The organism is Nonomuraea sp. KM88 (genome assembly GCF_052245635.1).
In the GTDB taxonomy this organism is placed as follows: domain Bacteria; phylum Actinomycetota; class Actinomycetes; order Streptosporangiales; family Streptosporangiaceae; genus Nonomuraea.
Genome location: NZ_JBQQCC010000002.1, coordinates 346,395 through 371,595, shown reverse-complemented (window position 1 = coordinate 371,595; position 25,201 = coordinate 346,395). Strand labels below are relative to the sequence as shown.

Sequence of the window (25,201 nt, the reverse complement as noted above, 5' to 3'; positions counted from 1 at the left end):
TCCGGACGGTGAAGTGTTTACCGAACATTCGGTCAGTTGACAAGGGAGACCTGCGTTGGAGAGCGCGCGTCGCATGATGGAGGCCGACACCGCCTCCGCCGCCCTGGGCATCGAGCTGATGGAGCTGGGCGAGGGACGCGCGGTGTGCCGCATGACCGTGACCGGCCAGATGATCAACGGGCACGACCTGTGCCACGGCGGATACGTGTTCCTGCTCGCCGACACGGCGTTCGCCTGCGCGTGCAACAGCCACGGCCCGGTGACGGTGGCGGCGGGCGCGGAGATCACGTTCGTCTCCCCCGCCCGCGCGGGCGACGAGCTGGTGGCCGCGGCCGCGGAACGCACCCGCTACGGCCGCAGCGGCATCTACGACATCACCGTGAGCAGGCCGGACGGTCAGGTGGTCGCGGAGTTCCGCGGCCGGAGCCGGGAGTTGACGTGAGACGAGGAGATCCCCCCGGCCAGGACGAGCTCGACCCTGTCGAGCGGGTCTCGCGCGACGAGCTCATGGCGCTCCAGCTCGAACGGCTGCGCGGCGCCCTCCACCACGCCTACCGCAACGTCCCCCTCTACCGGAGGAAGTTCGACGAGGCGGGCGTGCACCCCGACGACTGCGTGGAGCTCGCCGACCTGGCCCGGTTCCCCTTCACCACGAAGCAGGACCTGCGCGACTGCTACCCGTTCGGCATGTTCGCCGTGCCGCGGGAGCAGGTGGTCAGGATCCACGCCTCCAGCGGCACCACCGGCCGGCCGACCGTGGTGGGCTACACCAGGAACGACATCGACGTGTGGGCCGAGGTCATGGCCCGTTCGATCCGCGCCTCCGGCGGGCGGCCCGGCGACATCGTGCACGTGGCCTACGGGTACGGCCTGTTCACCGGAGGCCTGGGCGCGCACTACGGCGCCGAGCGGCTGGGCTGCACCGTGGTGCCGGTCTCCGGCGGGATGACGGCGCGGCAGGTCCAGCTCATCACCGACTTCCGGCCCGGCATCGTCATGGTCACGCCGTCGTACATGCTGGCCCTGCTGGACGAGTTCGAGGCACGAGGGCTGGACCCGCGCGAGTCCTCCCTGCGGATCGGGATCTTCGGCGCCGAGCCGTGGACCGAGCGGATGCGCGAGGAGATCGAGGACCGCTTCGACCTGCACGCCGTCGACATCTACGGGCTGTCGGAGGTGATGGGGCCCGGCGTGGCCAACGAGTGCGTGGAGAGCAAGGACGGCCTGCACGTCTGGGAGGACCACTTCTACCCCGAGACGGTCGATCCCCTCACCGGCGAGCAGGCCGAGTCGGGCGAGCTGGTCCTCACCAGCCTGACCAAGGAGGCCATGCCCGTCATCCGCTACCGCACCCGGGACCTGACCAGGCTGCTGCCGGGCACCGCCCGGCCGGCCTTCCGCCGCATGGAGAAGGTGACCGGACGCACCGACGACCTGATCATCCTGCGGGGCGTGAACGTGTTCCCCACCCAGATCGAGGAGTTGGTGCTGCGCACGCCCGGCCTGTCCCCGCACTTCCAGCTCCACCTGACCCGCCCGGGACGGCTCGACGTGATGACGGTCAGGGTCGAGGCCCGCCCCGGTTTCGCGGGCGGGCCGGAGGCGGGCGAGGCGCTGCGCCACCTGGTCAAGGCGACCGTTGGCGTGAGCGTGGAGGTCGAGGTGGTGGACCCTGAGACGCTGGAGCGGTCGGCCGGCAAACTCAAACGCGTCATCGACCAGCGGATAACCAGCGATAATTAACGACATGGCCATCCCGACCCCCACCCGCCAGCGCCGGCGGGGGCACGACCCCGAGTCCGTGCTCTCCATCGCCGTGAGCGTCTTCAACGAGCGCGGCTACGACGGGACGAGCATGGAAGATCTGGCCAGAGCGCTCGGCGTCACCAAGTCGGCCATCTATTACCACGTGCCCGGCAAGGAGCAGCTGCTCGGCCGGGCTCTCGACCGGGCGCTCGACGGGCTGTCCGAGATGGTCGCCGACGAGCGGGCCACCTCCGGTCCCGCGATCGAGCGCCTGGAGTGGGTCGTGCGGCAGAGCGTGCGCATCCTGGTTGACCGGCTGCCCTACGTGACGCTACTGCTGAGGGTGCGCGGCAACAGCCGGACGGAGCAGGTGGCGCTGGAGCGGCGGCGGGAGTTCGACGCCTTCATCAGCCGCCTGGTCAAGGAGGCGGCGGCGGAGGGGAGCATCAGGCCGGACCTGGATCCGGGGCTCGTGACGCGGCTGTTGTTCGGGACGGTCAACTCGATCGCCGACTGGTATCAGCCGTCGCGCGGGGCCTCGTCGGACGACGTGGCCGACGCCCTGCTCACGATGGCGTTCACCGGGTTAAGGGTCTAGCTCGTCGCGCTTGCCGTGGCTGAGCTCGCGGGGCTTGCGGAGCTCGGGCTGCTCGCCTGCGGGTAACGTCCGCTTGACGCGCAGGTCGTCGCGTACGGCCTGGCCGAGTTTCTTGGTCGCCATCCGGTTGAGCGCGCCGCCGGCGACCGCTCCGGTGAGGAACGGGCCCAGCGTGGTCAGGTGGCGGCCGAGCGTGCGGAGCAGGCGGTTGCGCAGGGCGGTCTTCGTGGCGGCGCCGAGGGCGATCGAGACGGAGGCGGGAGTGAGGGGGTCGATGCCACGCTGCTTGGCCCAGGCGGCCGTGAAGGCGACCGCGCGCTGTGCTCCTGTCCCCTGGACGTGAACGCCGTAGACCTCGTGCAGCTCGGCCAGGAGCTTGACCTCGACGGCGGCGACGACGATGGTCTCGGCCACGAGTTGGGCGGGGGCGGAGAGCAGGAGAGGTGGTGCTGCGAACTCGGCCGCCGCGAGCGCCCCGCCGATGGCGCCGACGGTCATCGTGGCCTTCTGGGCGGTGCGTACGAGGTCGTCGGCGAGTTCCTCGCCGGTGAGGCCGTGGTGGTGGTCGGAGAGGGTGTGCAGGTCTCTGATCGGGATGCGGGGCGCGATGTTGAGGAAGACGTCCGCCAGCCAGCGGCCACGGCCCGCGCCGGTCACGCGTGCCCGCTTCGCCCCGGAGGACAGGGCCTGGGCTAGACGGCCGAGCAACCTGCGCCGCTCGGCCGGCTCGAGCTCACCCGGCCTGGTGAGCTTGCCTACGAGCTCGCCGACCTCGCGATCGGGGTCGGCGATCTCGTTGCCCTCATGATGTTCTCTCTCGGTCTCGGCCACGCGATGCCTCCTCTGACTAGGCGGCGCACTCCCGGCAGACCTGCTGGCCGTTCCTCTCGGAGGCCAGCTGGCTTCGGTGGTGCACCAGGAAGCAGCGCGAGCAGGTGAACTCGTCCGCCTGGCGGGGGATCACCCTCAGGGACAGCTCTTCGTTCGACAGGTCGGCACCGGGCAGTTCCAGCGACTCGGCCAGGTCGGTCTCGTCGATGTCGATGCTGCCGGACGACTTGTCGGTGCGCCGCGCCTGGAGCTCCTGGAGGCTGTCCTCCCCCAGGTCGTCGTCTGTCTTGCGCGGGCTGTCGTAGTCGGTAGCCATTGTGCTTACTCCATCCCCCTCATCCATATGTCTTCGCGCTCGTCGCGCGTCTTCTAACGTCCGGGAGGCCCGTCTTGTGCCCGTTCCGCCGGAGAGATTTCCCATCGGTACCCCGAGGAAACGGACAACGAACCTCCCAACACGTCAGGGCCTGCTGCCGAGGGCAATGGTTAGCCAAATATGGCGAAACCCACAGCCTTGGCGTCATGCACCACCGTGTTCGACGGCACATCCAACCACATGTGCGGCACCAATGAGACGCCCCCCGCTCCTCAACACGCGCACGAACGCGACGCGGCGACGCGCGGGTCAGCGTCTCGGAAGCCGAATGGTCACGACCAGCCCTCCACCATCACGAGGCACGGCGGTCACGTTTCCGCCGTGGGCCTGTACGACCGCACGGACGATGGACAGCCCGAGACCCGATCCCTTGGCCGAATCCACCCGGTCGGAGTGGAGCCTCCTGAACGGCTCGAACAGGCTGTTCACCTCGTACGCCGGGACGTGCTGTCCCGTGTTGGCCACCTGAACAACCAAGCCACCGTCCGCCATTCCCGTCCGGATCCATACTTTTCCGTTTTCGGGAATGTTGTACTTCACGGCGTTCTCGAGCAGGTTGCTGACGGAGCGTTCCAGCAGCACCGGGTCGCCTATGGTAGGCGCGCTGACCAGTTCGGTCGTTACGGTGACCCCGTGTTCCTGGGCGAAGGGCACGACCTGTTCCACGGCCGTCTGAGCGACTTCCTGAACGTCCAGCGGTTTGCGCACCGCGAGCTCCCGCTCGCTCCTGGCGAGCAGCAGGAGGCCTTCGATGAGCTTCTCGTTACGCGCGTTGACTTCGAGGAGGGTACGGCCGAGCGCTTTGAGGTCCTCCGACGCCTCGGGATCCGACAGGGCGATCTCCAGGACCGTCCGGTTGATCGTGAGGGGCGTGCGCAGTTCGTGGGAGGCGTTGGCCACGAATCTGCGCTGGGTGTCGAAGGCGATGTTGAGCCTGGTGAGCATGGCGTCGAAGGTGTCGGCCAGCTCCTTCAGCTCGTCGTTGGGGCCCTCCAGGGCGATGCGCTGGTGGGCCAGGGTGCTCTCGGAGAGCTTGCGCGCCGTGCCGGTCATCTGCGCCACCGGCCGCAGCGCCCGGTCGGCGACGAAATAGCCGATGATGAGCGCGAGGATGCCGACGCCGAGCAGCGCGAGGAAGGCGCTGCCGAACAGGGCGTCGCGGGCGTCCTGCACCGCCTGCCGCTGTGACTCCTGCCACGCGGCGTCGAGCTGGGCGTTCTGGACGGGATTGAGCCCCCATTCGATGGAGGGCCAGGCGTAGTCGATCGCCGAGCCGACGATGACATAGACCGAGAGCAGCAGCACGGCGGCGGCCACGAAGACGAGCGCGCCGTAGGTGAGCGTCAGCCGCCACCGGATGCTGACCCTGCCCGGCAGGTCCCTCATCCGCTCCATCGGCGTGCGCTGCACCGGTCTCTGCGCCGGCGGGGGCGGGCCGTCCCAGGACGGCGGCCCGCTGGGCGGCGGCGCCTCCTGCACGCGTGTCGCCTTCCTGGCGGAGTGCGGGCTGATCATCGGATGCGTCGGCCCCGCCTGCCGCTCTGGCCGTTCAGTCACAACTTGTACCCCACCCCTGGGACGGTCTCGATCACCTGAGGCTCGCCCAGCTTCTTCCTCAACGTCATCATGGTCACGCGGACCACGTTGGTGAATGGGTCGATGTTCTCGTCCCATGCCTTGTCCAGCAGGTCCTCCTGGCTGACCACGGCGCCCTCGGCGCGCATCAGCTCCTCGAGGACCGCGAACTCCTTCTTGGTCAGCACGATCTCCTTGCCGTCGCGCTGCACGAGCCGCTTGCCCGGGTCGAGCCGGATCCCGGCCCGATCGAGGACGGGCGGCAGCGCGGGCGCGGAGCGGCGGCCGAGCGCGCGCACCCTGGCGACCAGCTCGACGAACACGAACGGCTTGGCGAGGTAGTCGTCGGCCCCCAGGCCGAGCCCCTCCACCTTGTCGTCCACGTCGCCCGACGCGGTCAGCATGAGGATGCGCGAGGCGCTCCGCTGCTCCACCAGCCGCCGGCACACCTCGTCACCGTGCACGACCGGCAGGTCACGGTCGAGCACGATCACGTCGTAGTCGATGTACGAGGTGCGTTCCAGCGCGCCCCCGCCGTCATAGGCCACGTCCACCGCCATGGCCTCGCGCCTGAGCCCTGTCGCGATCGCGTCGGCGAGCACGCGCTCGTCCTCAACCACCAGCACCCGCACGCCTGGCACACCTCTTTCCGGATCCGGTCCCACATTCTGTCCACAGCGTCGATAAGCGCACGGTAAGGCATGTCAAGGGGTTGGTGACGCCAGGGTGAGGCAGAGCACGGCGAAATTCATGTTTCGGGGGAGGATGACCCGGGGTATGCCTGCGGGACACCCATCGCCCGGACATCAACCGGCAATGGGCGTGCGTCGCTCCCACACGAGTCGAACCCCTAGAGAGTAGGTGAGATGGGCGAGTTCACGACCACGATCGAACACCGCCTCGACCAGGCTTACAAGGGCCTCCGTGAGGCCCGCAGCGTCGGCGACGACTACCTCGCCGACACGCTCACCGCCGAGATCGAGGATCTGCGCCGGCTGGCCGACGATCATGGCATTCCCTTGCCCCGTTGACCCGATCGAAAACGGCCGGAGCCTTTCGCTCCGGCCGTTTCGTCGTTCCCTGGCCCGTCCCGCCCCGGTCGTTCAGGCATCCCGCTCGGGGTCGAGCGGCGCGAGCAGGTCGTGCAACTCCTCGAACAGGCCGGGCGCGGCGCACAGCGCGAAGTCCGGGCTCACGGGCCTGCCGTGCAGCCCGCCGAGCCTGGCCCCCGACTCCGTCGCCACCAGGCCGGCCGCGGCGAAGTCCCAGTGGTTGATGCCGCGCTCGTAGTACGCGTCGAGGCGGCCGGCGGCCAGCGAGCACAGGTCGATCGCGCACGAGCCGCCGCGCCTGATGTCACGCACGCGCGGCAGCACCGCGGCCACCACCTCGCCCTGGACGGCGCGCCTGCTCACCGAGTAGCCGAAGCCGGTCGCCACCAGCGCCTGCGCGAGCGGGACCCCCGTGGTGCAGCGCAGCCGCTCGCCGCCGAGCCAGGCGCCCTCGCCGAGCGCGGCGGTGTAGACCTCGCCGCGCTGCGCCGCGTTGACGACCCCGGCCACGACCTGGCCGTTGACCTCGACGGCGATCGACACCGCCCAGTCGGGCAGCCCGTACAGGAAGTTGACGGTGCCGTCGATCGGGTCGACGATCCAGCGCACGTCGGACTCCCCGGGCGCCTCGCCGCCCTCCTCCCCCAGAATGCGGTCGTCCGGCCTGGCGGCCAGGACACGCTCGCGGATGAGCTCTTCCGAGGCCTTGTCCAGGATGGTGACGACATCGGTGGGGCTGGACTTGGTCTCGATCTCTCCGGACATGGTGGGCCGTTTGGCGAGGAGCATGTCGCCCGCCTCGCGGGCGATGTCCTCGGCCAGCCGCAGGAAGTCGGTCATCAGGCCACCGAGTCCGGACGCTTCCACTCCTGTCCCAGCACGTGCTGGGACAGGAAGGCGAGCACCGTCTCGTACCAGGCGACGGCGTTGCCCGGCTTGAGGATCCAGTGGTTCTCGTCGGGGAAGTACAGGAACTTCGCGTCCACCTCCGTACGCCGCAGGTCCCACCAGAGCCGCAGGCCCTCTCCGATGGGCACGCGGTAGTCCTTGTCGCCGTGGATGACGAGCAGCGGAGTGGTGATCTTGTCGAGCGAGTTGTGCGGCGACAGCAGCGAGTAACGCTCGGAGCCGGGCTCGCCGAACTCGCGCTGCCAGTACATGGCGGCGTCGGTGGTGCCGGCGAACTGGTCGAGGTTCCAGAGGGAGGCGTGGGTGACGATGGCCTGGTAGCGGTCGCTGTGGCCGGCCAGCCAGTTGGCCATGTAGCCGCCGTACGAGCCGCCCATCGCGCCGACGCGCTCGGCGTCGATGTCGTCCCTGGCCAGGGCCACGTCGACGATCGCGTCGAGGTCGGCCTGGGTGCGCGGTCCCCAGTTGCCCCAGCCGCGGTCGATCATCTCCTGGCCGTAGCCGGTGGACAGACACGGGTCCGGCATGAGGACGGCGTATCCGTGCGCGGCCATGATCCACGCCTGCCAGCGCCACTGCCAGTCGTTCCAGGAGGCGACCGGGCCGCCGTGGATCCACAGCAGGAACGGCGCGGGCGCGTCGGCCGAGGCGCCCTCCGGCAGCACGAGCCAGCCGCGGATCGTGGTGCCGTCGTCGGCGGTGGCGGAGATCTCGGTCAGCGTGCCGGGCACCTCGGGGCGCGGCGCGGGCGAGGGCAGGTCGGCGATCTCGCCGGTGGCCACGTCGATCCTGGCAGGGCCGGGCGCGATGCCGACGCCGCTGCGCAGCGCGTAGAGGGCGTGGCCGTCGGCGGAGACGGTCAGATTCGAGTAGGAGGCGTCGTCCTCGGTCAGCCTGACCACGGCACCGGGCTCGGCCGCGGGGACGCGGAAGACCGGCCGGCGTCCTTGGTGGTCGGCGGCGAGGTAGACGGCCGAGGAGTCGGGCGCCCACTCGACGGCCGAGGGGAACAGGTCGGGCGCGTACGCGCGGCCCTGCCCGGTGGCGAGGTCGGCGATCCACAACTCGCTGCGCGCCGAGACCTCCAGGCCGGTGAACCGCTCGCGGGAGCAGGCGATCCGGCGGCCGTCGGGCGAGATCGCGAGCGGGCCGGCGAAGTCGTGACGGTCCTCGCTGACCAGCACCCGCCGCTCACCCGTGGCGACATCGATGGCCACGAGGTCGGTGCGCCACTCCCCCTTCGGCAGGTAGGTGCGCCAGGTGGAGATCACGGTGGCGCCGTCGGGGGTCAGCTCGAAGCCGCACTCGCGCAGCGCCTCGCCCGCGTCGGGGGTCAGGTCGCGTACGTCCTCCAGCCGGTCGTCGCCGAGCCGGGCCGCGAACAGGCGCGTGCGCCCGGGGCCGAGGTCGTGGTCCCAGTAACGGACCGGGTAGCTCTCGAACAGGACGGCGCTGATCCCGGCGTCCTTGCGGGCCTTGCGCCGCTCCTCCTCGGTGGCCGCCTCGCCGTCCAGCACGTCGGCGGCGAACACGACGACGTCGCCCGCCGTGCGCACCGCGCCGATGCCGCCGGGCCGGGTGGCGACCTGGCGGGCCTCGCCGCCCGCGCGGGGCAGCAGCCACAACGAGGCGAGCTCGTCGGTGGAGTCCTTGACAGTGGGGTCGGGGCGGGCCGAGGTGAACAGCACGTCGCCCGCGTCGGTGAAGACGGCACCGGACTCGCCCTTCGCGGAGCGGGTCAGGCGGTGCGGCTCCCCGTCGACGGGGATCGCCCAGAGCGCGGTGCCGTACGACTTGCCGTCGGCGTTCAGGGACTGGACCGCGGAGATCAGCCTGGAGCCGTCGGGCGAGAGCCGCAGCGAGAGAACCCGAGGGATAGCCACATAGTCACGTATGTCGTTAAATGCGCTCACCCGATCGAACCTACCTGTCCATGGCCTCACCGCGTGAGGCGGCTCGCTCGCCGATGTCCGTTTCTATGGCCTCACTGCGTGAGGCGGCTCGGTCGCTGATATCCGTTGCCTTCCTCGTCGCTCTGGTCGCTGCGCTCCCGCCGCTCCTCAGTCCAGGCAACGGCGCTCCCTCGCGGGCTGGCGAGGGAGCCGGCGGCATCTCCTCATAAGGTTGTCTCGTGGGAGACTACGACGCCCTGCTGGTCCTGTCGTTCGGCGGTCCAGAAGGTCCTGACGACGTGCTGCCGTTCCTGGAGAACGTGGTGCGCGGGCGCGGCGTGCCGCGCGAGCGGCTGCTCGAGGTGGCCGAGCACTACCAGAGCTTCGGCGGCATCAGCCCGATCAACCAGCAGAACCGCGACCTGGTCGAGGCGCTGCGCCCGGTCGCCGGCGTGCCGGTCTACTGGGGCAACCGCAACTGGCGCCCCTTCGGCGAGGACGTCGTGCGGCAGATGAAGGCCGACGGGGTCGAGAAGGCGGCGGTCTTCGCCACGTCGGCGTTCGCGGGTTATTCAAGCTGCCGCCAATACTACGAGGACATCGCCAGGATCTCCGTCGACGGCGGCCCCGAGCTGGTCAAGATGCGCCACTACGGCGAGCACCCGGGGTTCGTGGCCGCGATGGCCGACCACACGCGCGCGGCGCTGGAGCGGCTCGGGCTCCGCGGCCACGACGAGGCCAGGCTGGTGTTCACCGCCCACAGCATCCCGGTCTCGATGGCCGAGACCGCCGGCCCGTCCGGCGGCCTGTACGAAGCACAGCTGCGCAGGAGCGCCGAGCTGGTCAGCCAGGCGCTCGGCCGCACCCAGCCGTGGGACCTGGTGTGGCAGTCGCGCAGCGGCCCGCCGCAGGTGCCGTGGCTGGAGCCGGACGTCTGCGACTTCCTGCGCAAGACCGACGCGCCGGCCGTGGTGCTCGTGCCGATCGGGTTCGTCTCCGACCACATGGAGGTCGTCTACGACCTCGACACGGAGGCCAGGCAGGTGGCCGCCGAGCGGGGCCTGCCGATGGAGCGGGCGGCGACGGCCGGCACGCATCCGCGGTTCGTACGGATGGTGCGCGAGCTGATGGACGAGCCGGAGCCGCAGCCCTGTCCCCTGACCTGCTGCCCGCCGCCCCGCCGCAGACCTCAGGCGTAGGTGCGGGCGTAGGCCTCGGCGATGCCCATGACCTTGTTCACGTAGTCCCACGAGTGGTTGTAGAACCAGATCGCCTTGCGCAACTTCTCGCCGCCCTTGCCCGCCCCGTTGGCGCACAGGTAGTTGGCGGCGCCGGGCACGGCGTCGTACGGGCTCCAGATGTCGGCCTTTCCGTCGCCGTCGCCGTCGACGCCGTAGTGCTTCCAGGTGGCTGGCATGAACTGCATGGGCCCGAGCGCGCCCGCGCTCGACGGGCCGTTGTTGCGGCCGTGGCTGCTCTCCACCTGGCCGATCGCGGCCAGCACCGTCCAGGACAGGCCGGGGCAGCGGGTGGCGGAGGCCTTGTAGAGCTCGAGGTAGCTTCCGGGCCTGCCCACGTTGACGCTCTTCGGCTGCTGCTGCTCGGGGGCCCGCTTCTTCGCGGTGCGGTCGGCGGCGTCGAGCAGGACGATCTGGGCGTCCTTGCCGAGCAGCCTGCGCACGCCCGACTCGCTGATCTTGCCCGGCTTGCCGTGCAGCAGCACGGCCACGCCGGGCGCGAATCCCAGCGACCTGCCCAGATCGGCGCTCACCAGCCCGTCCACGCCCTTGAGCCCGAGCGTGGCCGAGGCGGCGACGCGCAGCCTCGGGCCGCCGTCCACCTGGTACATGGCGCCGAGGACCATCCCGTACTTGCGCATCGTGCCGGCGTCGGCCACCAGCTCTCCCCTGGTCAGCGCGCTCCAGACGCCCGGCTGGTCGGCGACGGGCTCCGGCGTCCACGAGCGGAAGTGGGAGGGGTCGACGGCGAGCAGGTTCAGCCCGGTGCCCGACACCTTGACCGCGCCCGCGTCCACCACGATCACCTTCTGCACGTGCGCGAGCTCGCCGAGGCGGAACCGCGTCTGCTTGGGCACGGCGGCCGGGGTGATCGCCAGCACGCGCGGCGGGGTAGGCGTGACGCTCGGGCCTCCCTCGCCGAAGTCCTTGACCGGCTCGGCCGAGGGCACGATCTGGTCGAGGCGGGGCGTGGGCGAGGATGTGGGGCGGGGCTGCTGCGGGCGCGGGCCGCGTACCGGCTCGCCGGCCGGACCACTGGTGCTGACCAGGTCGTCGCCGAGGATCACCACGACTCCACCGGCCGCGACGGTGACCACGAGCAGGGCGATGACCATGAGCATGACCGCGCGGAACGAGGGAAGACCGGACACTCGGCACACGTTAACCCACCCGCCGGAAATATCACTTGCCGTCCGGACACTCGGTGCGCAATGGTTAGGTCCTTGAAGTAAGGGGGAAACGGCGTGGTCGGGCCTTACAGGGGATTGTTCGAGAGGCCCGGCACCGCAGGGTTCGTGCTGGCGGGGTTCGTCGGGCGGATGCCGATGTCGATGCTCGGCATCGGGGTCGTGCTGCTGGTCCAGACCCTGACAGGCTCGTACGCCGTCGCGGGTGCCGTGGCCGCCACCACCAACGTGTCGTTCGCGATCGCCGCCCCGCTGTCCGGCCGCCTCGTCGACAGGTTCGGCCAGAACCGGGTGATCCCGCCGTTCGCCCTCGTCAACGCCCTCGCGCTGGCCGGCCTCATGGTGTGCGCCGGTTACGGGCTGCCCCACTGGACCCTCTACGTCACGGGCCTGCTGGTCGGGGCCACCTCGCTGTCCATCGGCTCGATGGTGCGGGCCCGCTGGTCGTTGATCCACGGCGGCTCCGGCAAGCTGCACACCGCGTTCGCGTTCGAGTCCGTCGTCGACGAGGTCACGTTCGTCACGGGTCCCGTGCTCGTCACGATGCTCGCCACGGGCGTCAACCCGTTCGCCGGGCTGACCGTGGCCCTGCTCTGCATGCTCTTCGGCTGCCTGGCGCTGGCGGCGCAGCGGCACACCCAGCCGCCCGTGCAGCGGCTCGCGTCATCGTCGGGCACGCCCATCCTGATCCCCGGCATCGCCCTGCTGTCCTGCGTCTACCTGGGGATGGGCGCGGTGTTCGGGTCGGTCGACCTGGTCACGGTGGCCTTCGCGGAGGAGCACGGGGTGAAGGCGGCCGCGGGGTTCCTGGTCGGGGCGTTCGCGGGCGGGTCGATGGTGTCGGCGCTCTGGTTCGGGTCGCGCAGCTGGAGGATCTCGCTGCGCGGACGGTTCGTGAGCGCCCTCGGGCTGCTGGTGCTGGGCCTGACACCGATCATGTTCATCGGCAACGCGTGGATCATGGGGGTCGCGCTGTTCCTGGCCGGCTTCGCCATCTCGCCGACGATCATCACTGGTTTCTCGCTCACCCAACGGCTGGTGCCTCCGTCGCTGCTCACCGAGGGTATGGCGTGGGTCTCGACCTCCATCGGGTTCGGCGTGGCGGTCGGCGCGTGGGCGGGCGGGCGGCTCACCGAGGCGTACGGCGCGTCCAACGCCTACGGCTTCGCCCTGGGGGCGGCGGCTCTGGCCGCGCTCGTGGGAATGGGAGGTTCGGGTCTGCTGAGAATTCCCGAGGCTCCTTCACCCGCGAAGAGCTGATCCGCTACCGTCGGGACATCCCTCGCAACACCCATCACACTGGAAGCTACGAGTTATGTCCCGACAAATCAGTTCACTGCTAGCTATCGCGGTTGTCTGCGTCACCCTCGCACCGACGCCCGCACTGGCCCAGGCCCCCAAGAAGGAGGTCGACTGCTCGCAGGTCAAGTGCGTCGCCCTGACCTTCGACGACGGACCGGGCAAGTACGCGGGCAAGCTGCTCGACACGCTCAAGAAGTACGACGCGAAGGCGACGTTCTTCCTTGAGGGCCAATACGTGAAGAGCCGCCCGTCCTACGTCAAGCGCATGGTCGCCGAGGGCCACGAGCTCGGCAACCACAGCTACACCCACCCCGACTTCCGCAAGGTCGAGAAGTGGGACGTCAGGGCCGAGATCAAGAAGACCCAGGAGGCGGTGAAGAAGGCGGCGGGCGTCGAGCCCAAGCTGCTGCGGCCGCCGTACGGCATGGTCGACCTGACGGTCTCCGACGTGGCCGTCGAGTTCGGCATGCCGATCATCCTGTGGACCGGCGGCAACGAGGACTGGAGCTCCAAGAACGCGACCGCCATCAAGAAGAAGTCGATGGAGGTGGCCAAGCCGGGCAGCATCGTCCTCATGCACGACTGGGTGAAGCAGACCGTCGACTCGATGCCGGCGATCGTCAAGTCGCTGCAGAAGAAGGGCTACCATCTCGTGACGGTGTCCGAGGTGCTCAAGGGCCAGGACGTGAAGCTCGAGTCCGGCGACGTCTTCCCCGTCCCCGCGGGCTGGGAGAACAAGTGAGCCCCGCCCGCGACTGACCCGGCGAGACGGTGAAGGGGTGCTCGTGACCTTCGTGAACTGGGCGCGCAACCAGTCGGGCACCCCCGCGGAAGTGCGTACGCCGGCCTCCGTCGCGGACGTCGTACGCGCGGTGCGTGACGCCGCCGCCTCCGGGCGGCGGGTCCGCATGGTCGGCACGGGCCACTCCTTCACCGGAGTGGCCCTCACCGACGGCATCATGCTGCGCCCGGCCGCGCTGACCGGGATCAGGTCATGCGCGGGCGACCGCGTCACCGTGCTGGCGGGCACGCCGCTGCGGGTGCTGAACGAACTCCTCGACGAACGCGGCCTCGCCCTCGCGAACATGGGCGACATCACCGAGCAGACCGTCGCGGGCGCCATCCAGACCGGCACCCACGGCACGGGACGTGACAGCGGCGGGCTCGCCGACCAGGTCGCCGAGCTGGAGCTGGTGCTCGCCGACGGCTCGGTCGCGACCGTCTCGCCCGGCGACGACCTGTTCGACGCCGCCCGGGTGGGGCTGGGCGCCCTCGGGGTGCTGACCGCCGTGACGTTCCGGGTGGAGCCCGCGTTCCTGCTGCGCCACCGGCGGCGCAAGCTACCGCTCAGCGAGATCCTCGGCTCGCTCGACGCGCTCACCTCCGCGAACGAGCACCTCGACTTCTTCTGGCTGCCGCACACCGACGCCTGCCTGGTCAAGACGGGCAACAGGGACGCGGGCCCGGCTCGGCCGCCCGGCGCCGTCAGGTGGTGGCTGGACAACGTGTTCCTGGAGAACACCGTCTTCGGCGCGGCCTGCGCGCTCGGGGCCCGTGTCCCCCGTCTCATCCCGCGCATCAACGAGGTCAGCGCGGCCGTCCTGGGCGACTCGGAGTCGGTGGACACGTCGTACAAGATCTTCACCGCGCGGCGCGACGTGCGCTTCCTCGAGATGGAGTACGCGGTGCCCCGCGAGCGCCTGGCCCAGGCCCTGCGCGAGACGCGTGACCTCGTCGAACGCATGGACTGGAAGATCACCTTCCCGGTGGAGGTGCGGGTCACGCCGCCCAGCGACGCCTGGCTGTCCACCGCGTACGGCCGCCCGTCGGCGTACGTCGCCTGCCACGTCTACCGTCCGACGCCCAACCCGGCGTACTTCGCGGGCGTCGAGGAGATCATGACCCGGCTGGACGGCCGGCCGCACTGGGGCAAGCTGCACACCAGGGACGCCGCCTCCCTGGCCGGGGCCTACCCCCGCTTCGCGGACTTCCAGGCGCTGCGCGACCGGCTCGACCCGCGGCGCCTGTTCGGCAACGCCTACTTGGACGTCGTGCTCGGATAGCCGGAGGGCGTGTCCACCTGGTCGGCCTGATCGGGGCGTTCCGGGCCCTCTTCCAGCGCCGGCGGGGTCAGCGGCGGCTCGTCGGACGGCGCCTCCACGCCGGGCTGGTCGTCCACCGCGGGCGGCGTGGTGGTGGAGGCCGTGGGGGACGGCTTCACCGTGACCGTCTTCGTGGGCTCGGGCCGCCGGGACGGGGTTCTCGTGGGTGTCCGCGTGGGCGTCGGCGTGGCGGGCTCGCGGGTCACCCTGCTGCGCTGGTACGCGGGCTCCCGGGTGGGCCGGTCCTCCTCCTCTCGCTGGTCGATCGGCGCGTGGCGTTCGTCCGCGCCCTTCGGGTGCTTGCCCGTGACCTGTTCGTGCACCGTCTGACGGGTCACCGCCTGATAGACCAGGATGCCGCCCATGCTGAGGGCGAACACCACGGCCGAGGCCGCCCCTAACCGCGTCCACGACGGCAGGCGCCAGACCGGTCCGACGGCCGGCATGACGAGCGTGGACCCCTCGTCGCCCGCCTCTTGCGCGGGCTCGTGCCCGGCGGGCCCGTCTCCTGCGGGCTCGCCCTCGACCTTCCGCCCGACCAGCGTGCGCTGCCTGACCCGGTCTGACGTACGCGCGAGATAGTGCGTGTAGACGGCGCCCGCGATCGTGCTGGCCACGCTGACGACCGCGGCGCCGATCACTGTCCCTGCGACGCCGAGATAGGAGGCGGCCACGGCCGCGGTCACCGCGGCCAGGGCGCTCCCCATGATCTGTGGGACGGTCAGCTCAAAAGTCCGCTGCTCGCCGCTCATCCCCCGGATCAGTCCCCTCATGTTGTTGTTCGGTAAAAACTTTCCCGGGAATAGACGCGACGGCGTGTCCCGATGTTCTTGTGACGTGCGCGACAGGCACCCTCGTAGCTCGTGCCCCGACGACTCGGCCTGCCCTCCGTTTACTTCGCCGCGGCTGTGGCCACGGCCGCCGCGACCGCCATCCCGCTGGCCATGACGCCCGCCTCGGGAACCGCCCTGCGCCCCGCCGTGACCGAACCCGTCCGGCCCTACATCGTCACCGCCCGCGGCCGAGGCGCCGCCCGCGCCCTCGTCGGCGAGGCGCGGTGGCGGGTGCGCCGCTACTACACCGCGGCGCTGCCGGGATTCGCCACGTTCCTCACCGCCGCCGAACTGGCCGTGCTCCGGGCCGACCCGCGGGTACGCGCGATCGAGGCCGACCGGCAGATCCATCCCATGACGAGCAGGAGAGCCGAGCCCCCGCCGGCCGGCCCGGCAGTCGCAGCGGCCACCGGCGCGGGCACCACCGTGTACGTCGTGGACAGCGGCCTCGACCCCGGACGGCCCGAGTTCGGCGACCGGACCTGGCGGGCCTTCGACGCCACCGGCGGCACCGGGCACGACTGCGCCGGCAACGGCACGCGCACCGCGGGCCGCGTCCACGCCGTCGCCCCCAGGGCCCGCATCGCCTCCGTACGCGTGCTCGGCTGCGGCGGCTCTGGCACGCTGGCCGACGCTCTGGCGGGGCTCGACTGGATCCGCAGGCACGCGCGCGGGCCCTCCGTCGCGAACCTGTCCATCGACGGCGCCGACTCCCCCGCTCTCCGCGCCGCCGTACGCGCTCTGGTGCGATCGGGCGTGTTCGTCGTCGGAACAGGTCATTCCCGGACCTGTCAGGTCACCAAGGCCGGAGTCGCGTACTCCGCCTACGCTCCGTACATCGCCGGAGCCGCCGCCCGGCACCTGCACGTCCATCCGGCCGCCCACCCGTCCGTTGTGACCTCTTGGCTCAAGTGCGCTCCGGCGCGCGGCGAGATTCGCCAGAATCCCTCGAGGGCCTCTAACCTCCTCATGCGCGACGGCGGGTTCTAGAGGGATGGATTCCACGAATGTGACCGGCGTCACATCGCCTCGGGACTATCCCAGGAAGGCGATGTTCGGACATGCCGGGTACGGTGCTGGCAGGCAACCGGCACACGCGAGAGACTCAAGGGTCCGGGGGAAGAATGGCGACGCTGACGAAAGGACTCGCATGCAGGAGCTCCGACTCGTCGCGGTGAGTGAGGACGGCACCTATCTCGTGCTGGCTACTGCCGGGCGGGGTACGCGCTTCACGCTTCCCGTGGACGACCGGCTCCGTGCTGCCGTCCGCGGCAACTTCTCCCGTCTCGGCCAGTACGAGATCGAAGTGGAGAGTCCGTTGCGCCCCAAGGAGATCCAGGCCCGCATCCGCGCCGGAGAGACGGCGGAGGAGATAGCCGCGACCGCCGGGATCCCGGTCGAGCGAGTCCGCTGGTTCGAGGGGCCGGTGCTGCAGGAGCGCGAATACGTCGCCCAGCAGGCGCAGCGGGTGTCCGTGCGCATGCCCGGCGAGTCCTCGCCCGGCCCGACCCTCGGCGATCTCGTCGCCGAGCGCCTGACCAGGCGCGGCGTGCCCACCGACGAGATCGACTGGGATTCCGCCAAGCGCGACGACGGCCTGTGGCGGGTCAAGCTCGGCTACGTGTGGAACGGTCACACCCGTCACGCCGAATGGCTCTTCGACCCGCGCAAGCGCCACGTGACCCCCCACGACGACGAGGCCCTGCGCCTGTCATCCGCCGACTTCGACCCCGAGCCAACCGTGGTCGAGGACACCACGGTGACGCCGTTCGCACCGCGGGTGGCCAAGCTGCAGCCGGTGCCGCCACTGTCCTCCGACGCGCTGCCGTTCCCCCCGGTGTCGCGGCGCGAGCCGGAGGAGCCCGCGGTCGGCTACAACCCGCCGCCGAGGTCGTCCGAGACGGCGTACGCGCGGCCTTCGGAGCCGCAGTCCCGCGAGACGCCTTCCCGTGGCACGACGTCGCGCGATGCCGCGTCCCGTGAGACGACCTCGCGCGACGCCGCGTCCCGTGAGGCGCCCCCCCGCGGGATGCCCTTCGACCGGGCCGCTCCTCCGCGCGAGCCTGCCCCGGTGTGGGAGCCGTCCGACACCCACGGCTCCTCCTCCCGTCACGATCCGCCGGGCGGGACGGCCCATCGCCACGAACCGGCCCACGACCCCGGCCACCGCCAGACCCCGCCCTCGCGCGAGCCCGCCTTCGGCCACGACCCCGCCGGGCAGGCGAGCCCTCGGCGGGAGCCGTCGCCCGAGCCCGGCCATCCTCCGTTGCGGGACCCAGGCCACCGTCAGGAGCCTCCGTCTCGGGAGTCCTTCCGTCCTGAGCCTCCCGCTCGCGAGACCGGCCACACCCGCCCCGGCGACACCTCCTCCCGCCGCGGCGGGTCTTCGACGTGGCTGCCCGACTTCGGCCCCGGGCGCGCGGGCGAGCGTGACACCGACGCCATCTACGCGCCCGCTTCCGCCACGCCACCACCGGCGTCCCCGCACCCGGAGGTCGCCGAAGAGGCGACGACCCAGCCGGTCTCCCAGGACGAGCCCGCCACCCAGCCGACCTGGGAGGCGCAACCGTCTGCCCAGCCGGTTGCGGAGACCCGGCCCTCCGCGGAGACGGTTGCCTCCGTCGAGGCCGAGCCCTCCCCGGAGCGGAGTGCCCGGCCAGAAGCGGCCCCGCAGCCCACCCAGGAAGCGTTCCCGCAGGCCGCCCAGGAAGCGGCGGTTCAGCCGGCGGAGACGGCGACGCCGGTTCAGGAGGCGGAGACGGCGTCTCCTGCCGGGCCCGGCGAGACGACGCTTGCCGAACAGCCCGCAGCGGCCCAGGACGGGGCCGTCACGCACGTCCCTGCGCCAGAGCGGGCCGCCGAACCGGCATCCCCGCCGACCAGCGCACCGACTCCGGGTTCGGCCACCGCACCGAGTTCGGCCACGGCACCGGCCACCGCGCCGGCCGCCACGACGGAGCCGGGCACCGCACCGGCCGCCACCGTGGAGTCCGGCGCCACGCCTTCACCGGCCGCCGGCTCCGACAAGTCGGCCGCCACAGAGGAAACCGTCCAGCCGAGCACCGTGGCGGCAACGGCCACAGCACCGTCCGTCGCCGCCGAGGAGGCTCCCGCACCTGCCGAAACGGCACCGTCCGGCACGGACACGACGTCCGCACCGACCGCCACGGACACGACCAACCTGACGGACCCGGCGGACCCGACGGCCGCCACGGACACGACGATCCCGGCCGACCCGACGACCCCGACGAGCCCGGCGGACCCGGCCGACCCGACGATCCCGGCAGGCCCGGCCGCGGCGACCGCCGCCGCGGACAGGGCGACCGCCGCGGACAGGGCGACCGCCGCGGACAGGGCGACCGCCGCGGACGCCGCGGAGCCTGCCGAAACCCCGGCTGAAACACCCAGCGGCTCGGACGCGACGCCCACCGACGCCGCGAAGGCCGCGACGGAGACCGAGACGTCCCGCACCGCGGAGGCTGAGACACCAGGCACCACGGAAGCCGGGACGCGCGCCACCACGATGGCTGAGACGCCGCGCGTCGCGGAAGCCGAGACGCCTGACACCACGGAAGCCACGACCTCCGGCGCCACCGCTGCCACAACATCGAACGCCGACACGACCGCGACGCCCGGCACGACCGACATCACGACCTCGGATGCCCAAGGGCCGGCGGTCGCCGAGACCGAGACGCCCGGCAGCGGAGACGCCGAGCCCACCACCACCGAGCCCACCACCACCGAAGCCACCGAAGCCACCGGCGCCAAGGCCGCCGACCCGCAGAGCGGCACCCGGCCGGAGACCCAGGCCGGCACTGAGGCAAGGGCCCAGGCCGACGCCCAGGCGGAGGTCGAGGAATCGGGGTCGGCGGATGCTCGCTCGTCGAGTGCTCAGCCCGCCGCCCCTGAGACCGGGACCGCGACCGAGGCCGAGGCCCGGACCGAGGAAGCCGAGGGAAGGACGGACGAGGCCGAGGAGGCCGCCAGGGAGGCGAAGCCTCCGGCGCCCAAGCCGAAACCCGCTCCGAGCCCCAAGCCGAAGCCGTCGGTGCCGGCGGCCCGCGCGGGCAAGGACACCGACAAGGGCAAGGACGAGCCGGCCGTGCCGGTACCGTCCCCGCCCCCGGCTCCGGCCGCCCGCCCGGCGCGTAAGGGCTCCAGGGGCCGCAGGGCTTCGGTCCCGAGCTGGGACGAGATCATGTTCGGCGCCCGCCGCCAGGACTGATCAGGCCGCGCGCGGGTGGGCACGCCGGCGGTCAGCGAGCAGGTGGCGGTCAGCGGGTGGGTGGGGGTGGTGGTGGTTCGAGGAAGGGCGCGAGCCATTCCGGCGTGACCTCGGCGGGGAAACCGGCCCCTTGCGCCTCCGACACGTCGAGCGCCGAGTAACCGCCCTTGCCCGCTCCCACCCCGGCGATCAGTGTGAGGACACCGGCTCGCCGCTGGAACCACGTCTGGCGCAGCCGCCAGCCCACCACCGCCCGGCGTTCGACCACGGCCTGGGAGCGCCGCAGCGATCCTGAACGCACCGACAGGCGCGCCCCGTCGTAGCCGTGCCCGAGCGACGCGTACCGGTCGAGCCCGAGGGGAACCCCCGCGGCGGCCAGCAGCAACGCCAGCACCAGAAGGATCTGCCACACCACCGAGCCGGTCGCCCAGATGCCTGCGAGGCTCACCGCCACCAGCAGGAGCCAGGGGGCGACGGCGCGGAAGAGGCGCCGCCGGCGGGCCACGGGCGGGTGGGGGCGCAGCCGGGCGCGGAAGGGGCCGATCGCGTCGCCGGTCACCTGGAAGGCCACGGCGCGGGGAACGTCGGGCAGGAGCTGCCCGCGGGTCTCCGAGTCGCCGAGCCCGGTCACGATGGCCCAGGCGCGTACGACGCGGGCCCACCGCTCGGCGAGGCCGTCGACGATCTCGTAGCCGCGTACGCGCGCCGACTCCAGCGACACGCTCCGCCGGTTGATCAGCCCTCGCTCGGCCACGAGGTGGCGACCGCGCCGTTTGAGGGAGAAGTTCCAGTTGAAGACGGCGTACATCAGCCCGCCCACGAACGGCATCGCCAGCACCAGCAGCAGCGCCGCGACGAGCAGCAGGTAGGGGCGTTGCCAGAACCACTCCCCGACGGTCAGGGCGGCGTCCCGGCCGAATCCCAGGTCGTCCCCCCACTGGAACACCAGCCCCACCGCACCGCCGAGGAGCGCGAAGGGCGTGAGCAGGTACGCGCCGGACAGCGGCCCGTACAGCAGCCACCTGCGCGGGATGCGGATGATCTCCTGTTCGGCCTGCTCCGCCTCCTGGACGCCGGGCTCGTGGCCGACGGGACGGGCCGCGCGGCGAAGGAGAACCGCTTTGAGCCGTTCGGCCTCCGCCAGGGAGACTCCGTTGAGCTCGGCCTCCTCGTCGCCGCCGCTCGCCCCTGTGTCGATCTTCAGTACGGACAGGCCGAGCAGTCGGTGCATGGGCGGTGTGGACACGTCGACGCCGCGGATCCGCTCCAGCGGGATGGTACGGACGGACCGGCTGATCAATGCACGTTTCGTTTCCAGGCGGTCACCGACGATCTCGTACGTGAAGGTGGCCCACCTGATGATCGCGAACACCACGGTGCCGACCACGCCCATGGCCGCCCATCCGTACGAGCGGGCCGAGAAGCCGCCCACGAACAGGACGCCGACCAGGGGGAGCAGGAGGGAGGGCAGCATGCGCACCGGATCGATGAGCAGCACCTTGGGGCTCAGCCGCAGCGGCGCGCGGGCCGGGGGCCGAGGACCGCCGCCAGAGGCCGCGGGAGGACCGTCTTCCGGGTGCGGCCCCTCGGCCCAGGGCCGGGAGGACGCCGGTCGGGGGTGGACGCCTCCTTCGGGCGCGGGCCGGCCCTGCGCGTCCGGCGCTGTGGCCTCGTCCGGCGGAGGCGGGCCGCCGGGCGAGGGCTCGGGACCGTCGTGAGGCGCGCCGTGGCCGGTCATCGCATCTCCTCTGGCCGTCCGGGCACGGTCATGTGGCGTCGTCCCTGAGCTGCTCCGCCCGGTGCGCGAGCTGCTCCGCGAGCCCGGCCGCCACGCCGTAGTCGAGACCCTTGATCGTCGAGGAGCCGGCATGGGACGCGGTGCGGATCTCCAGCGTGGCCAGACCGAGCATCCGCTCCAGCCACCCTTGCCCCTTGTCGACCGTCTGGATGCGGCTCACGGGCACGAACACCCACTCCCTGGTCAGGAAACCCGACCTGGCGTAGACGACGTCGCCTGAGAGCTCCCAGCGGTGCACGGCGTACCGTACGAACGGCTCGGCCACCAGGAACGGCAGGAGCAGCACCACCACCGCGGCGGGCAGCAGCCAGGAGTTGTCGGCGTACCAGCCGGGGACCCACCACCACTGGCTGCCGTCGAGCCACCCGGACACCAGGAGCGAGCCGCCGAGGAAGAACACGAACGCGATCAACGACTCGAACAGCCACAGGCGGATGGCCTTGGGCGAAACGCGATTCGCCGGATCGCGGATCGGGCCTGATGAGGTCACAAGACCAGCTTAGGGCGCGAATCAGGCATGGAGATCGGCTCGCGGGCGGTAAAGATCGACCGGCTGTCCCGGCGTGTCTGCCGACGGCCTTCATGGGCAGGTGCCATGCTCGGTGGCGGCCGGCCGCAGGCTGTCGAGCCTGGCCACGTCGGCGGCGCCACGTACGTGCCAGCCAGGTCCGGCGAGCGCAGGACCGCACCTCAGCGCGAGCGCCCTCACGCACGTGGCGGCCGCCGTTCGCGCCCGCACCGCGACGCCTGATCGCCCTTCTCTTTACCGTCAGGAACGATCTGGCGCACCTGATTTTTCCACGTGGGCGGCAACCGGCACGATGTCCGTCTTGTCGGATCACCGTACGAGATCGCACCCCAAGTCCCGTCACAGTGAACCAGCAGGCCAGAAAGGGTCCCGCAGGGTAGCCCGATTCGCTTCCCTCCAGAAGTGGAGGGGCGTCCTTGTGTCCAACCTCACGGCCGGGATGCCGTGATTCTGACCGGTTTCGGATCCTTTACCGGCCACCGACCATCGGGAAACGGTCTGCACACCGCCGAGACCCGCGTAGCATCGTCCGTCATGGGGCTGTGTAACACGGCGACACGCGTGCGCCGCATCGTTGTCAGTGTGACAGCGGTGACCGTCGCGTTCGCGCTGTCGGGCTGCAGCAGCCTCATCGGCAGATCACAGGCCGAGGACATCGCGGAGGTCAATGTCTCGAGCCCGGAGTTGCGCGAGGGCGAGCCGCTGCCGCGCGATTACTCCTGCAAGGGCACCCAGGGCAGCCCGCCGCTGCGCTGGTCGAGCCAGCCGCTGTCCAAGGCGAAGTCGATCGCGATCGTGGTCGACAGCCATACATCATCGACGTCCACCGTGCACTGGGTGCTCTACAACATCCCGGCGACCACGACGGAGCTGGGCCCCAACGCCGCCGAAGAGCCCCCGGAAGGGGTCGGGCAGGCGCCCTTGCCGAGTGGGAAGGCGGGCTACGATCCCCCCTGCGATGCGGGCAGCTACCGCTTCACCGTCTACACGCTGAACGGCAAGGTCAAAAGGCGGGAGGGAGCCCCTCCCCTCGACCTTCCCGAGATCTTGAAGCAGATCGCGGACCAGACCATAGCCCGGGGGCGGCTCACCGCGGTCGACCTTCAGTAAGGGGTCGAACACGACGTGTAGCACTGATGTACCAATTCTTCACGTAGGGTGTGACAACGCTCATAGTGGTCCGACAGAATCAGATCCAATCGTTAGGCACTGGTGATCAAAGGGGGCAGATCGCGTCGATGGCCGCGCGATCTCATCGGTGCCAAAGGGAGGCCATGGCTTTGAGGGTGGTGCAATGATCGCGGTCGTAGTGAGCTTGGTCGCTGTCGTGCTCCTCGTGCTCGTCGTCGTGGCACTGGGCATGCGTTCGATGAACCGCCGGGAGAGCTCGCTTCCTCCGGAACGGCTGAAGGAGATGGCCGAGAAGGAGGAGTCGACCCACGCTCGGTCCACGGACGAGTTCGCCGCGCACGAACCGCGGATGAACAACTTCAGCCCCGACTTCAGCCCGATCGACCAGCCGAAGGCGCCGAAACCGGTGCGCACCGGTCAGCGTGGCCGGCGTGGCGTCGACGAATGGGGCAACCCGACCTCCGACGACGAGGACGAGGAGTTCTGGGCCAACATCCGCAGCGACGCGGAGGAGGGCGGCTTCGGCGCGGGTGGCACCGTGGCGGCCAGGAAGGGCGCCTCCCGCCCCGTCGAACGCGAGCGTCCCACCGAGCACCCCACCGGGCATCCAGCTGAGCATCCGACCGGGCGTTCCACCGGGCGCCGGGCAGAGCGCCGCGCCGAGCGTCCGGCCGCGTCCGGGGGCGAGCGTCCCGCGGAGCGGCAGGCGAGCCGGCCCGCCGAGCGCCGCTCGGAGCGTCCAGGCAAGCGCGCCGCCAAGCCGCGGCCCGTGGCGGCCTCCGTCGACCCCGACGCGACCACCGTCCAGGGCCCGCTGCCGCAGCGCCAGCCGGCCGCCTCCAACCACTCCTCCCATCACCCCTCCGGCCTCGCCGACCTGGTCGAACCGGCCAAGCCCGCCGTCCCTGCGCAGTCCGAGCTGGCAGACCAGCGCACCGTGACCTTCTCGGCGCCTCCAGGCGACGTGATGAGCATCCTCGCCCCGGGCGCCCAGCCGGTGCCTCCCCCCGCCCGGCCCGCCGACCCCGCTCCCTCCACGTCCCCGGTCCCGGTGTCGTCCAACACCACCTATCCGGCGCCCACCACCAGCGGCCCGTTCCCCGCGACCGGCGGCAACGGCTCACTCTCCACCAACAGCGGCGGCTCCCTGGGCAGCGGCTCGTTCCCCGCGACCCCGGCCGGTGGCAGCGGCTCGTTCCCCGCCGTCAGCCCCACCTCGAGCGGCAACTTCCCGGCCGCGCAGCCCACCCCCATCCACGGCGCGCCGACGAGCGACCCGTTCCCCGCCTACAACGGCGTGGCCGACCCGCTCGACACCACCTGGACCAACCCGCCCGCGTCCGGCCCGTCGTCCGGCCCGTCGTCCGGCCCGTCGTCGGGCTCGTGGCCGGCGTCCACGCCCGACGTCCTCGACGGCCCCTCCCCGGCGACCTCGTTCGGCGCTGTCGGCTCGTGGCCGGCGTTCGATCAGCCCGCCGAGCGTGCCGCCTACCCCGCCTCCTACGAAGTGAGCGCGGGCTGGGCCGTGGCCGACGACTCCGCCCCCCTCACCGGTCCCTCCCCCGCCACCGGCACCCCGACGGCGCCCGGCAGGACGGTCTCGGCCTACGACGACGTGCTCGCCGCTCCCACGCCGACACCCGCCCCTGCTCCGCAGCCGTCCTCGTTCGCGTACGAGACGGGCGACATCACCACGAGCCCCGCCGCAGGGGCATGGCCGGAGCCTCCGGCGGGCGGCGCCGCCGGCTCCGACACCACGTGGCAGGCGTTCGGCGGCGACGCGCAAGCGCGACCCCAGGCCACCCCGGGCAACGGCCGAGGCAGCCACCGCAGGAAGAGCCCGGAACAGGACTACCCGCACGACTATTACCGGTGAT

Annotated in this window: 22 protein-coding genes; 12 read left to right on the top strand and 10 right to left on the bottom strand. The window is 71.4% G+C overall.

All coding sequences use genetic code 11. The annotated features are described in order from the left end of the window. Window positions 1–73: 73 nt before the first annotated feature. The 3 genes from paaI to ACTWPV_RS07425 are packed head-to-tail and all read left to right on the top strand — an operon-like array spanning window position 74 to window position 2,344. Complete coding sequence (paaI, locus tag ACTWPV_RS07435; RefSeq protein WP_443151456.1) at window positions 74–442, top strand: hydroxyphenylacetyl-CoA thioesterase PaaI; 369 nt, start codon at window positions 74–76, stop codon at window positions 440–442. Further along, window positions 439–1,743 carry a phenylacetate--CoA ligase PaaK gene (paaK, locus tag ACTWPV_RS07430; RefSeq protein ID WP_347646836.1) on the top strand — a complete coding sequence of 435 codons (1,305 nt, stop codon included), beginning with the start codon at window positions 439–441 and terminating at the stop codon, window positions 1,741–1,743. The genes paaI and paaK overlap by 4 nt, the downstream gene beginning before the upstream one ends. A gap of 4 nt (window positions 1,744–1,747) precedes the next feature. Next, on the top strand, window positions 1,748–2,344 hold the full coding sequence (locus ACTWPV_RS07425) for a TetR/AcrR family transcriptional regulator (RefSeq protein ID WP_443151140.1): 597 nt from the start codon (window positions 1,748–1,750) through the stop codon (window positions 2,342–2,344). Here ACTWPV_RS07425 and ACTWPV_RS07420 read toward each other — a convergent pair. From ACTWPV_RS07420 to ACTWPV_RS07405, 4 genes are all read right to left on the bottom strand, one after another. Continuing rightward, window positions 2,333–3,175: a hypothetical protein gene (locus tag ACTWPV_RS07420; protein ID WP_443151139.1), complete on the bottom strand. Its 843-nt coding sequence runs from the start codon at window positions 3,173–3,175 to the stop codon at window positions 2,333–2,335. The genes ACTWPV_RS07425 and ACTWPV_RS07420 overlap by 12 nt on opposite strands. A 16-nt stretch (window positions 3,176–3,191) precedes the next feature. After that, on the bottom strand, window positions 3,192–3,491 hold the full coding sequence (locus tag ACTWPV_RS07415; RefSeq protein WP_090929286.1) for a DUF4193 domain-containing protein: 300 nt from the start codon (window positions 3,489–3,491) through the stop codon (window positions 3,192–3,194). 309 nt (window positions 3,492–3,800) lie between these two features. Then, window positions 3,801–5,066: a sensor histidine kinase gene (locus ACTWPV_RS07410; RefSeq protein ID WP_443151455.1), complete on the bottom strand. Its 1,266-nt coding sequence runs from the start codon at window positions 5,064–5,066 to the stop codon at window positions 3,801–3,803. Between the two features lie 38 nt (window positions 5,067–5,104). After that, window positions 5,105–5,758: a response regulator transcription factor gene (locus tag ACTWPV_RS07405; RefSeq protein WP_347646840.1), complete on the bottom strand. Its 654-nt coding sequence runs from the start codon at window positions 5,756–5,758 to the stop codon at window positions 5,105–5,107. A gap of 234 nt (window positions 5,759–5,992) precedes the next feature. Between ACTWPV_RS07405 and ACTWPV_RS07400 the strand changes: the two genes are divergently transcribed. After that, the gene (locus ACTWPV_RS07400) at window positions 5,993–6,157 is read left to right on the top strand and encodes a hypothetical protein (protein ID WP_165974805.1); all 165 of its coding nucleotides are present in this window, start codon (window positions 5,993–5,995) and stop codon (window positions 6,155–6,157) included. 72 nt (window positions 6,158–6,229) lie between these two features. On the opposite strand, the gene ACTWPV_RS07395 is transcribed toward ACTWPV_RS07400, so the two are convergent. Both ACTWPV_RS07395 and ACTWPV_RS07390 read right to left on the bottom strand, forming a co-directional pair. Beyond that, the gene (locus tag ACTWPV_RS07395) at window positions 6,230–7,018 is read right to left on the bottom strand and encodes an inositol monophosphatase family protein (protein WP_347646841.1); all 789 of its coding nucleotides are present in this window, start codon (window positions 7,016–7,018) and stop codon (window positions 6,230–6,232) included. Next, entirely contained in the window at window positions 7,018–8,970 is a 1,953-nt protein-coding gene (locus ACTWPV_RS07390; protein ID WP_443151138.1) for a prolyl oligopeptidase family serine peptidase, read from the bottom strand. The genes ACTWPV_RS07395 and ACTWPV_RS07390 overlap by 1 nt, the downstream gene beginning before the upstream one ends. Window positions 8,971–9,218: 248 nt before the next feature. Here ACTWPV_RS07390 and ACTWPV_RS07385 point away from each other — a divergent pair, with 248 nt between their 5' ends. Continuing rightward, window positions 9,219–10,178 carry a ferrochelatase gene (locus ACTWPV_RS07385; RefSeq protein WP_443151137.1) on the top strand — a complete coding sequence of 320 codons (960 nt, stop codon included), beginning with the start codon at window positions 9,219–9,221 and terminating at the stop codon, window positions 10,176–10,178. On the opposite strand, the gene ACTWPV_RS07380 is transcribed toward ACTWPV_RS07385, so the two are convergent. Next, entirely contained in the window at window positions 10,169–11,368 is a 1,200-nt protein-coding gene (locus ACTWPV_RS07380) for a lytic transglycosylase domain-containing protein (RefSeq protein ID WP_443151136.1), read from the bottom strand. The genes ACTWPV_RS07385 and ACTWPV_RS07380 overlap by 10 nt on opposite strands. 93 nt (window positions 11,369–11,461) lie before the next feature. Here ACTWPV_RS07380 and ACTWPV_RS07375 point away from each other — a divergent pair, with 93 nt between their 5' ends. Genes ACTWPV_RS07375 through ACTWPV_RS07365 form a run of 3 tightly spaced genes read left to right on the top strand, consistent with a single transcriptional unit; the run spans window position 11,462 to window position 14,769 of the window. Then, window positions 11,462–12,664 carry an MFS transporter gene (locus ACTWPV_RS07375; RefSeq protein WP_347646845.1) on the top strand — a complete coding sequence of 401 codons (1,203 nt, stop codon included), beginning with the start codon at window positions 11,462–11,464 and terminating at the stop codon, window positions 12,662–12,664. A 55-nt stretch (window positions 12,665–12,719) separates the two neighbouring features. After that, window positions 12,720–13,448, top strand: coding sequence for a polysaccharide deacetylase family protein (locus ACTWPV_RS07370; RefSeq protein WP_443151135.1), 729 nt, complete (start codon window positions 12,720–12,722; stop codon window positions 13,446–13,448). 43 nt (window positions 13,449–13,491) lie between these two features. Continuing rightward, complete coding sequence (locus tag ACTWPV_RS07365) at window positions 13,492–14,769, top strand: D-arabinono-1,4-lactone oxidase (RefSeq protein WP_443151134.1); 1,278 nt, start codon at window positions 13,492–13,494, stop codon at window positions 14,767–14,769. On the opposite strand, the gene ACTWPV_RS07360 is transcribed toward ACTWPV_RS07365, so the two are convergent. Then, entirely contained in the window at window positions 14,745–15,581 is an 837-nt protein-coding gene (locus ACTWPV_RS07360; protein ID WP_443151133.1) for a hypothetical protein, read from the bottom strand. The two genes, ACTWPV_RS07365 and ACTWPV_RS07360, sit on opposite strands and share 25 nt — an antisense overlap. Before the next feature lie 90 nt (window positions 15,582–15,671). Between ACTWPV_RS07360 and ACTWPV_RS07355 the strand changes: the two genes are divergently transcribed. Continuing rightward, window positions 15,672–16,631 (top strand): protease inhibitor I9 family protein, encoded by a 960-nt coding sequence (locus tag ACTWPV_RS07355; RefSeq protein ID WP_443151132.1) that lies wholly within the window; start codon window positions 15,672–15,674, stop codon window positions 16,629–16,631. 160 nt (window positions 16,632–16,791) lie between these two features. Next, entirely contained in the window at window positions 16,792–19,866 is a 3,075-nt protein-coding gene (gene sepH, locus ACTWPV_RS07350; RefSeq protein ID WP_443151131.1) for a septation protein SepH, read from the top strand. A gap of 49 nt (window positions 19,867–19,915) precedes the next feature. Here the strand turns inward: sepH and ACTWPV_RS07345 are convergent, their stop codons facing one another. Both ACTWPV_RS07345 and ACTWPV_RS07340 read right to left on the bottom strand, forming a co-directional pair. Further along, the gene (locus tag ACTWPV_RS07345) at window positions 19,916–21,604 is read right to left on the bottom strand and encodes a PH domain-containing protein (RefSeq protein ID WP_443151130.1); all 1,689 of its coding nucleotides are present in this window, start codon (window positions 21,602–21,604) and stop codon (window positions 19,916–19,918) included. Between the two features lie 28 nt (window positions 21,605–21,632). Continuing rightward, a complete protein-coding gene (locus ACTWPV_RS07340) occupies window positions 21,633–22,154 on the bottom strand; it encodes a PH domain-containing protein (RefSeq protein ID WP_347772295.1) in 522 nt (173 codons plus the stop codon). 621 nt (window positions 22,155–22,775) lie between these two features. Between ACTWPV_RS07340 and ACTWPV_RS07335 the strand changes: the two genes are divergently transcribed. Both ACTWPV_RS07335 and ACTWPV_RS07330 read left to right on the top strand, forming a co-directional pair. Then, window positions 22,776–23,303, top strand: a complete 528-nt coding sequence (locus tag ACTWPV_RS07335) for a YbhB/YbcL family Raf kinase inhibitor-like protein (protein WP_347646853.1) — start codon at window positions 22,776–22,778, stop codon at window positions 23,301–23,303. Between the two features lie 184 nt (window positions 23,304–23,487). Further along, entirely contained in the window at window positions 23,488–25,200 is a 1,713-nt protein-coding gene (locus ACTWPV_RS07330) for a hypothetical protein (protein ID WP_443151129.1), read from the top strand. Window position 25,201: the final 1 nt, after the last annotated feature.

What these genes read in the sequence shown, in the direction of transcription:
- ACTWPV_RS07345 (WP_443151130.1), bottom strand. Translation starts at nt 21,604, where the DNA reads ATGACCGGCCACGGCGCGCCTCACGACGGTCCCGAGCCCTCGCCCGGC.
- ACTWPV_RS07395 (WP_347646841.1), bottom strand. Translation starts at nt 7,018, where the DNA reads ATGACCGACTTCCTGCGGCTGGCCGAGGACATCGCCCGCGAGGCGGGC.
- paaI (WP_443151456.1), top strand. Translation starts at nt 74, where the DNA reads ATGATGGAGGCCGACACCGCCTCCGCCGCCCTGGGCATCGAGCTGATG.
- ACTWPV_RS07400 (WP_165974805.1), top strand. Translation starts at nt 5,993, where the DNA reads ATGGGCGAGTTCACGACCACGATCGAACACCGCCTCGACCAGGCTTAC.
- ACTWPV_RS07410 (WP_443151455.1), bottom strand. Translation starts at nt 5,066, where the DNA reads ATGATCAGCCCGCACTCCGCCAGGAAGGCGACACGCGTGCAGGAGGCG.
- ACTWPV_RS07360 (WP_443151133.1), bottom strand. Translation starts at nt 15,581, where the DNA reads ATGAGGGGACTGATCCGGGGGATGAGCGGCGAGCAGCGGACTTTTGAG.
- ACTWPV_RS07330 (WP_443151129.1), top strand. Translation starts at nt 23,488, where the DNA reads ATGATCGCGGTCGTAGTGAGCTTGGTCGCTGTCGTGCTCCTCGTGCTC.
- ACTWPV_RS07415 (WP_090929286.1), bottom strand. Translation starts at nt 3,491, where the DNA reads ATGGCTACCGACTACGACAGCCCGCGCAAGACAGACGACGACCTGGGG.
- sepH (WP_443151131.1), top strand. Translation starts at nt 16,792, where the DNA reads ATGCAGGAGCTCCGACTCGTCGCGGTGAGTGAGGACGGCACCTATCTC.
- ACTWPV_RS07425 (WP_443151140.1), top strand. Translation starts at nt 1,748, where the DNA reads ATGGCCATCCCGACCCCCACCCGCCAGCGCCGGCGGGGGCACGACCCC.
- ACTWPV_RS07370 (WP_443151135.1), top strand. Translation starts at nt 12,720, where the DNA reads ATGTCCCGACAAATCAGTTCACTGCTAGCTATCGCGGTTGTCTGCGTC.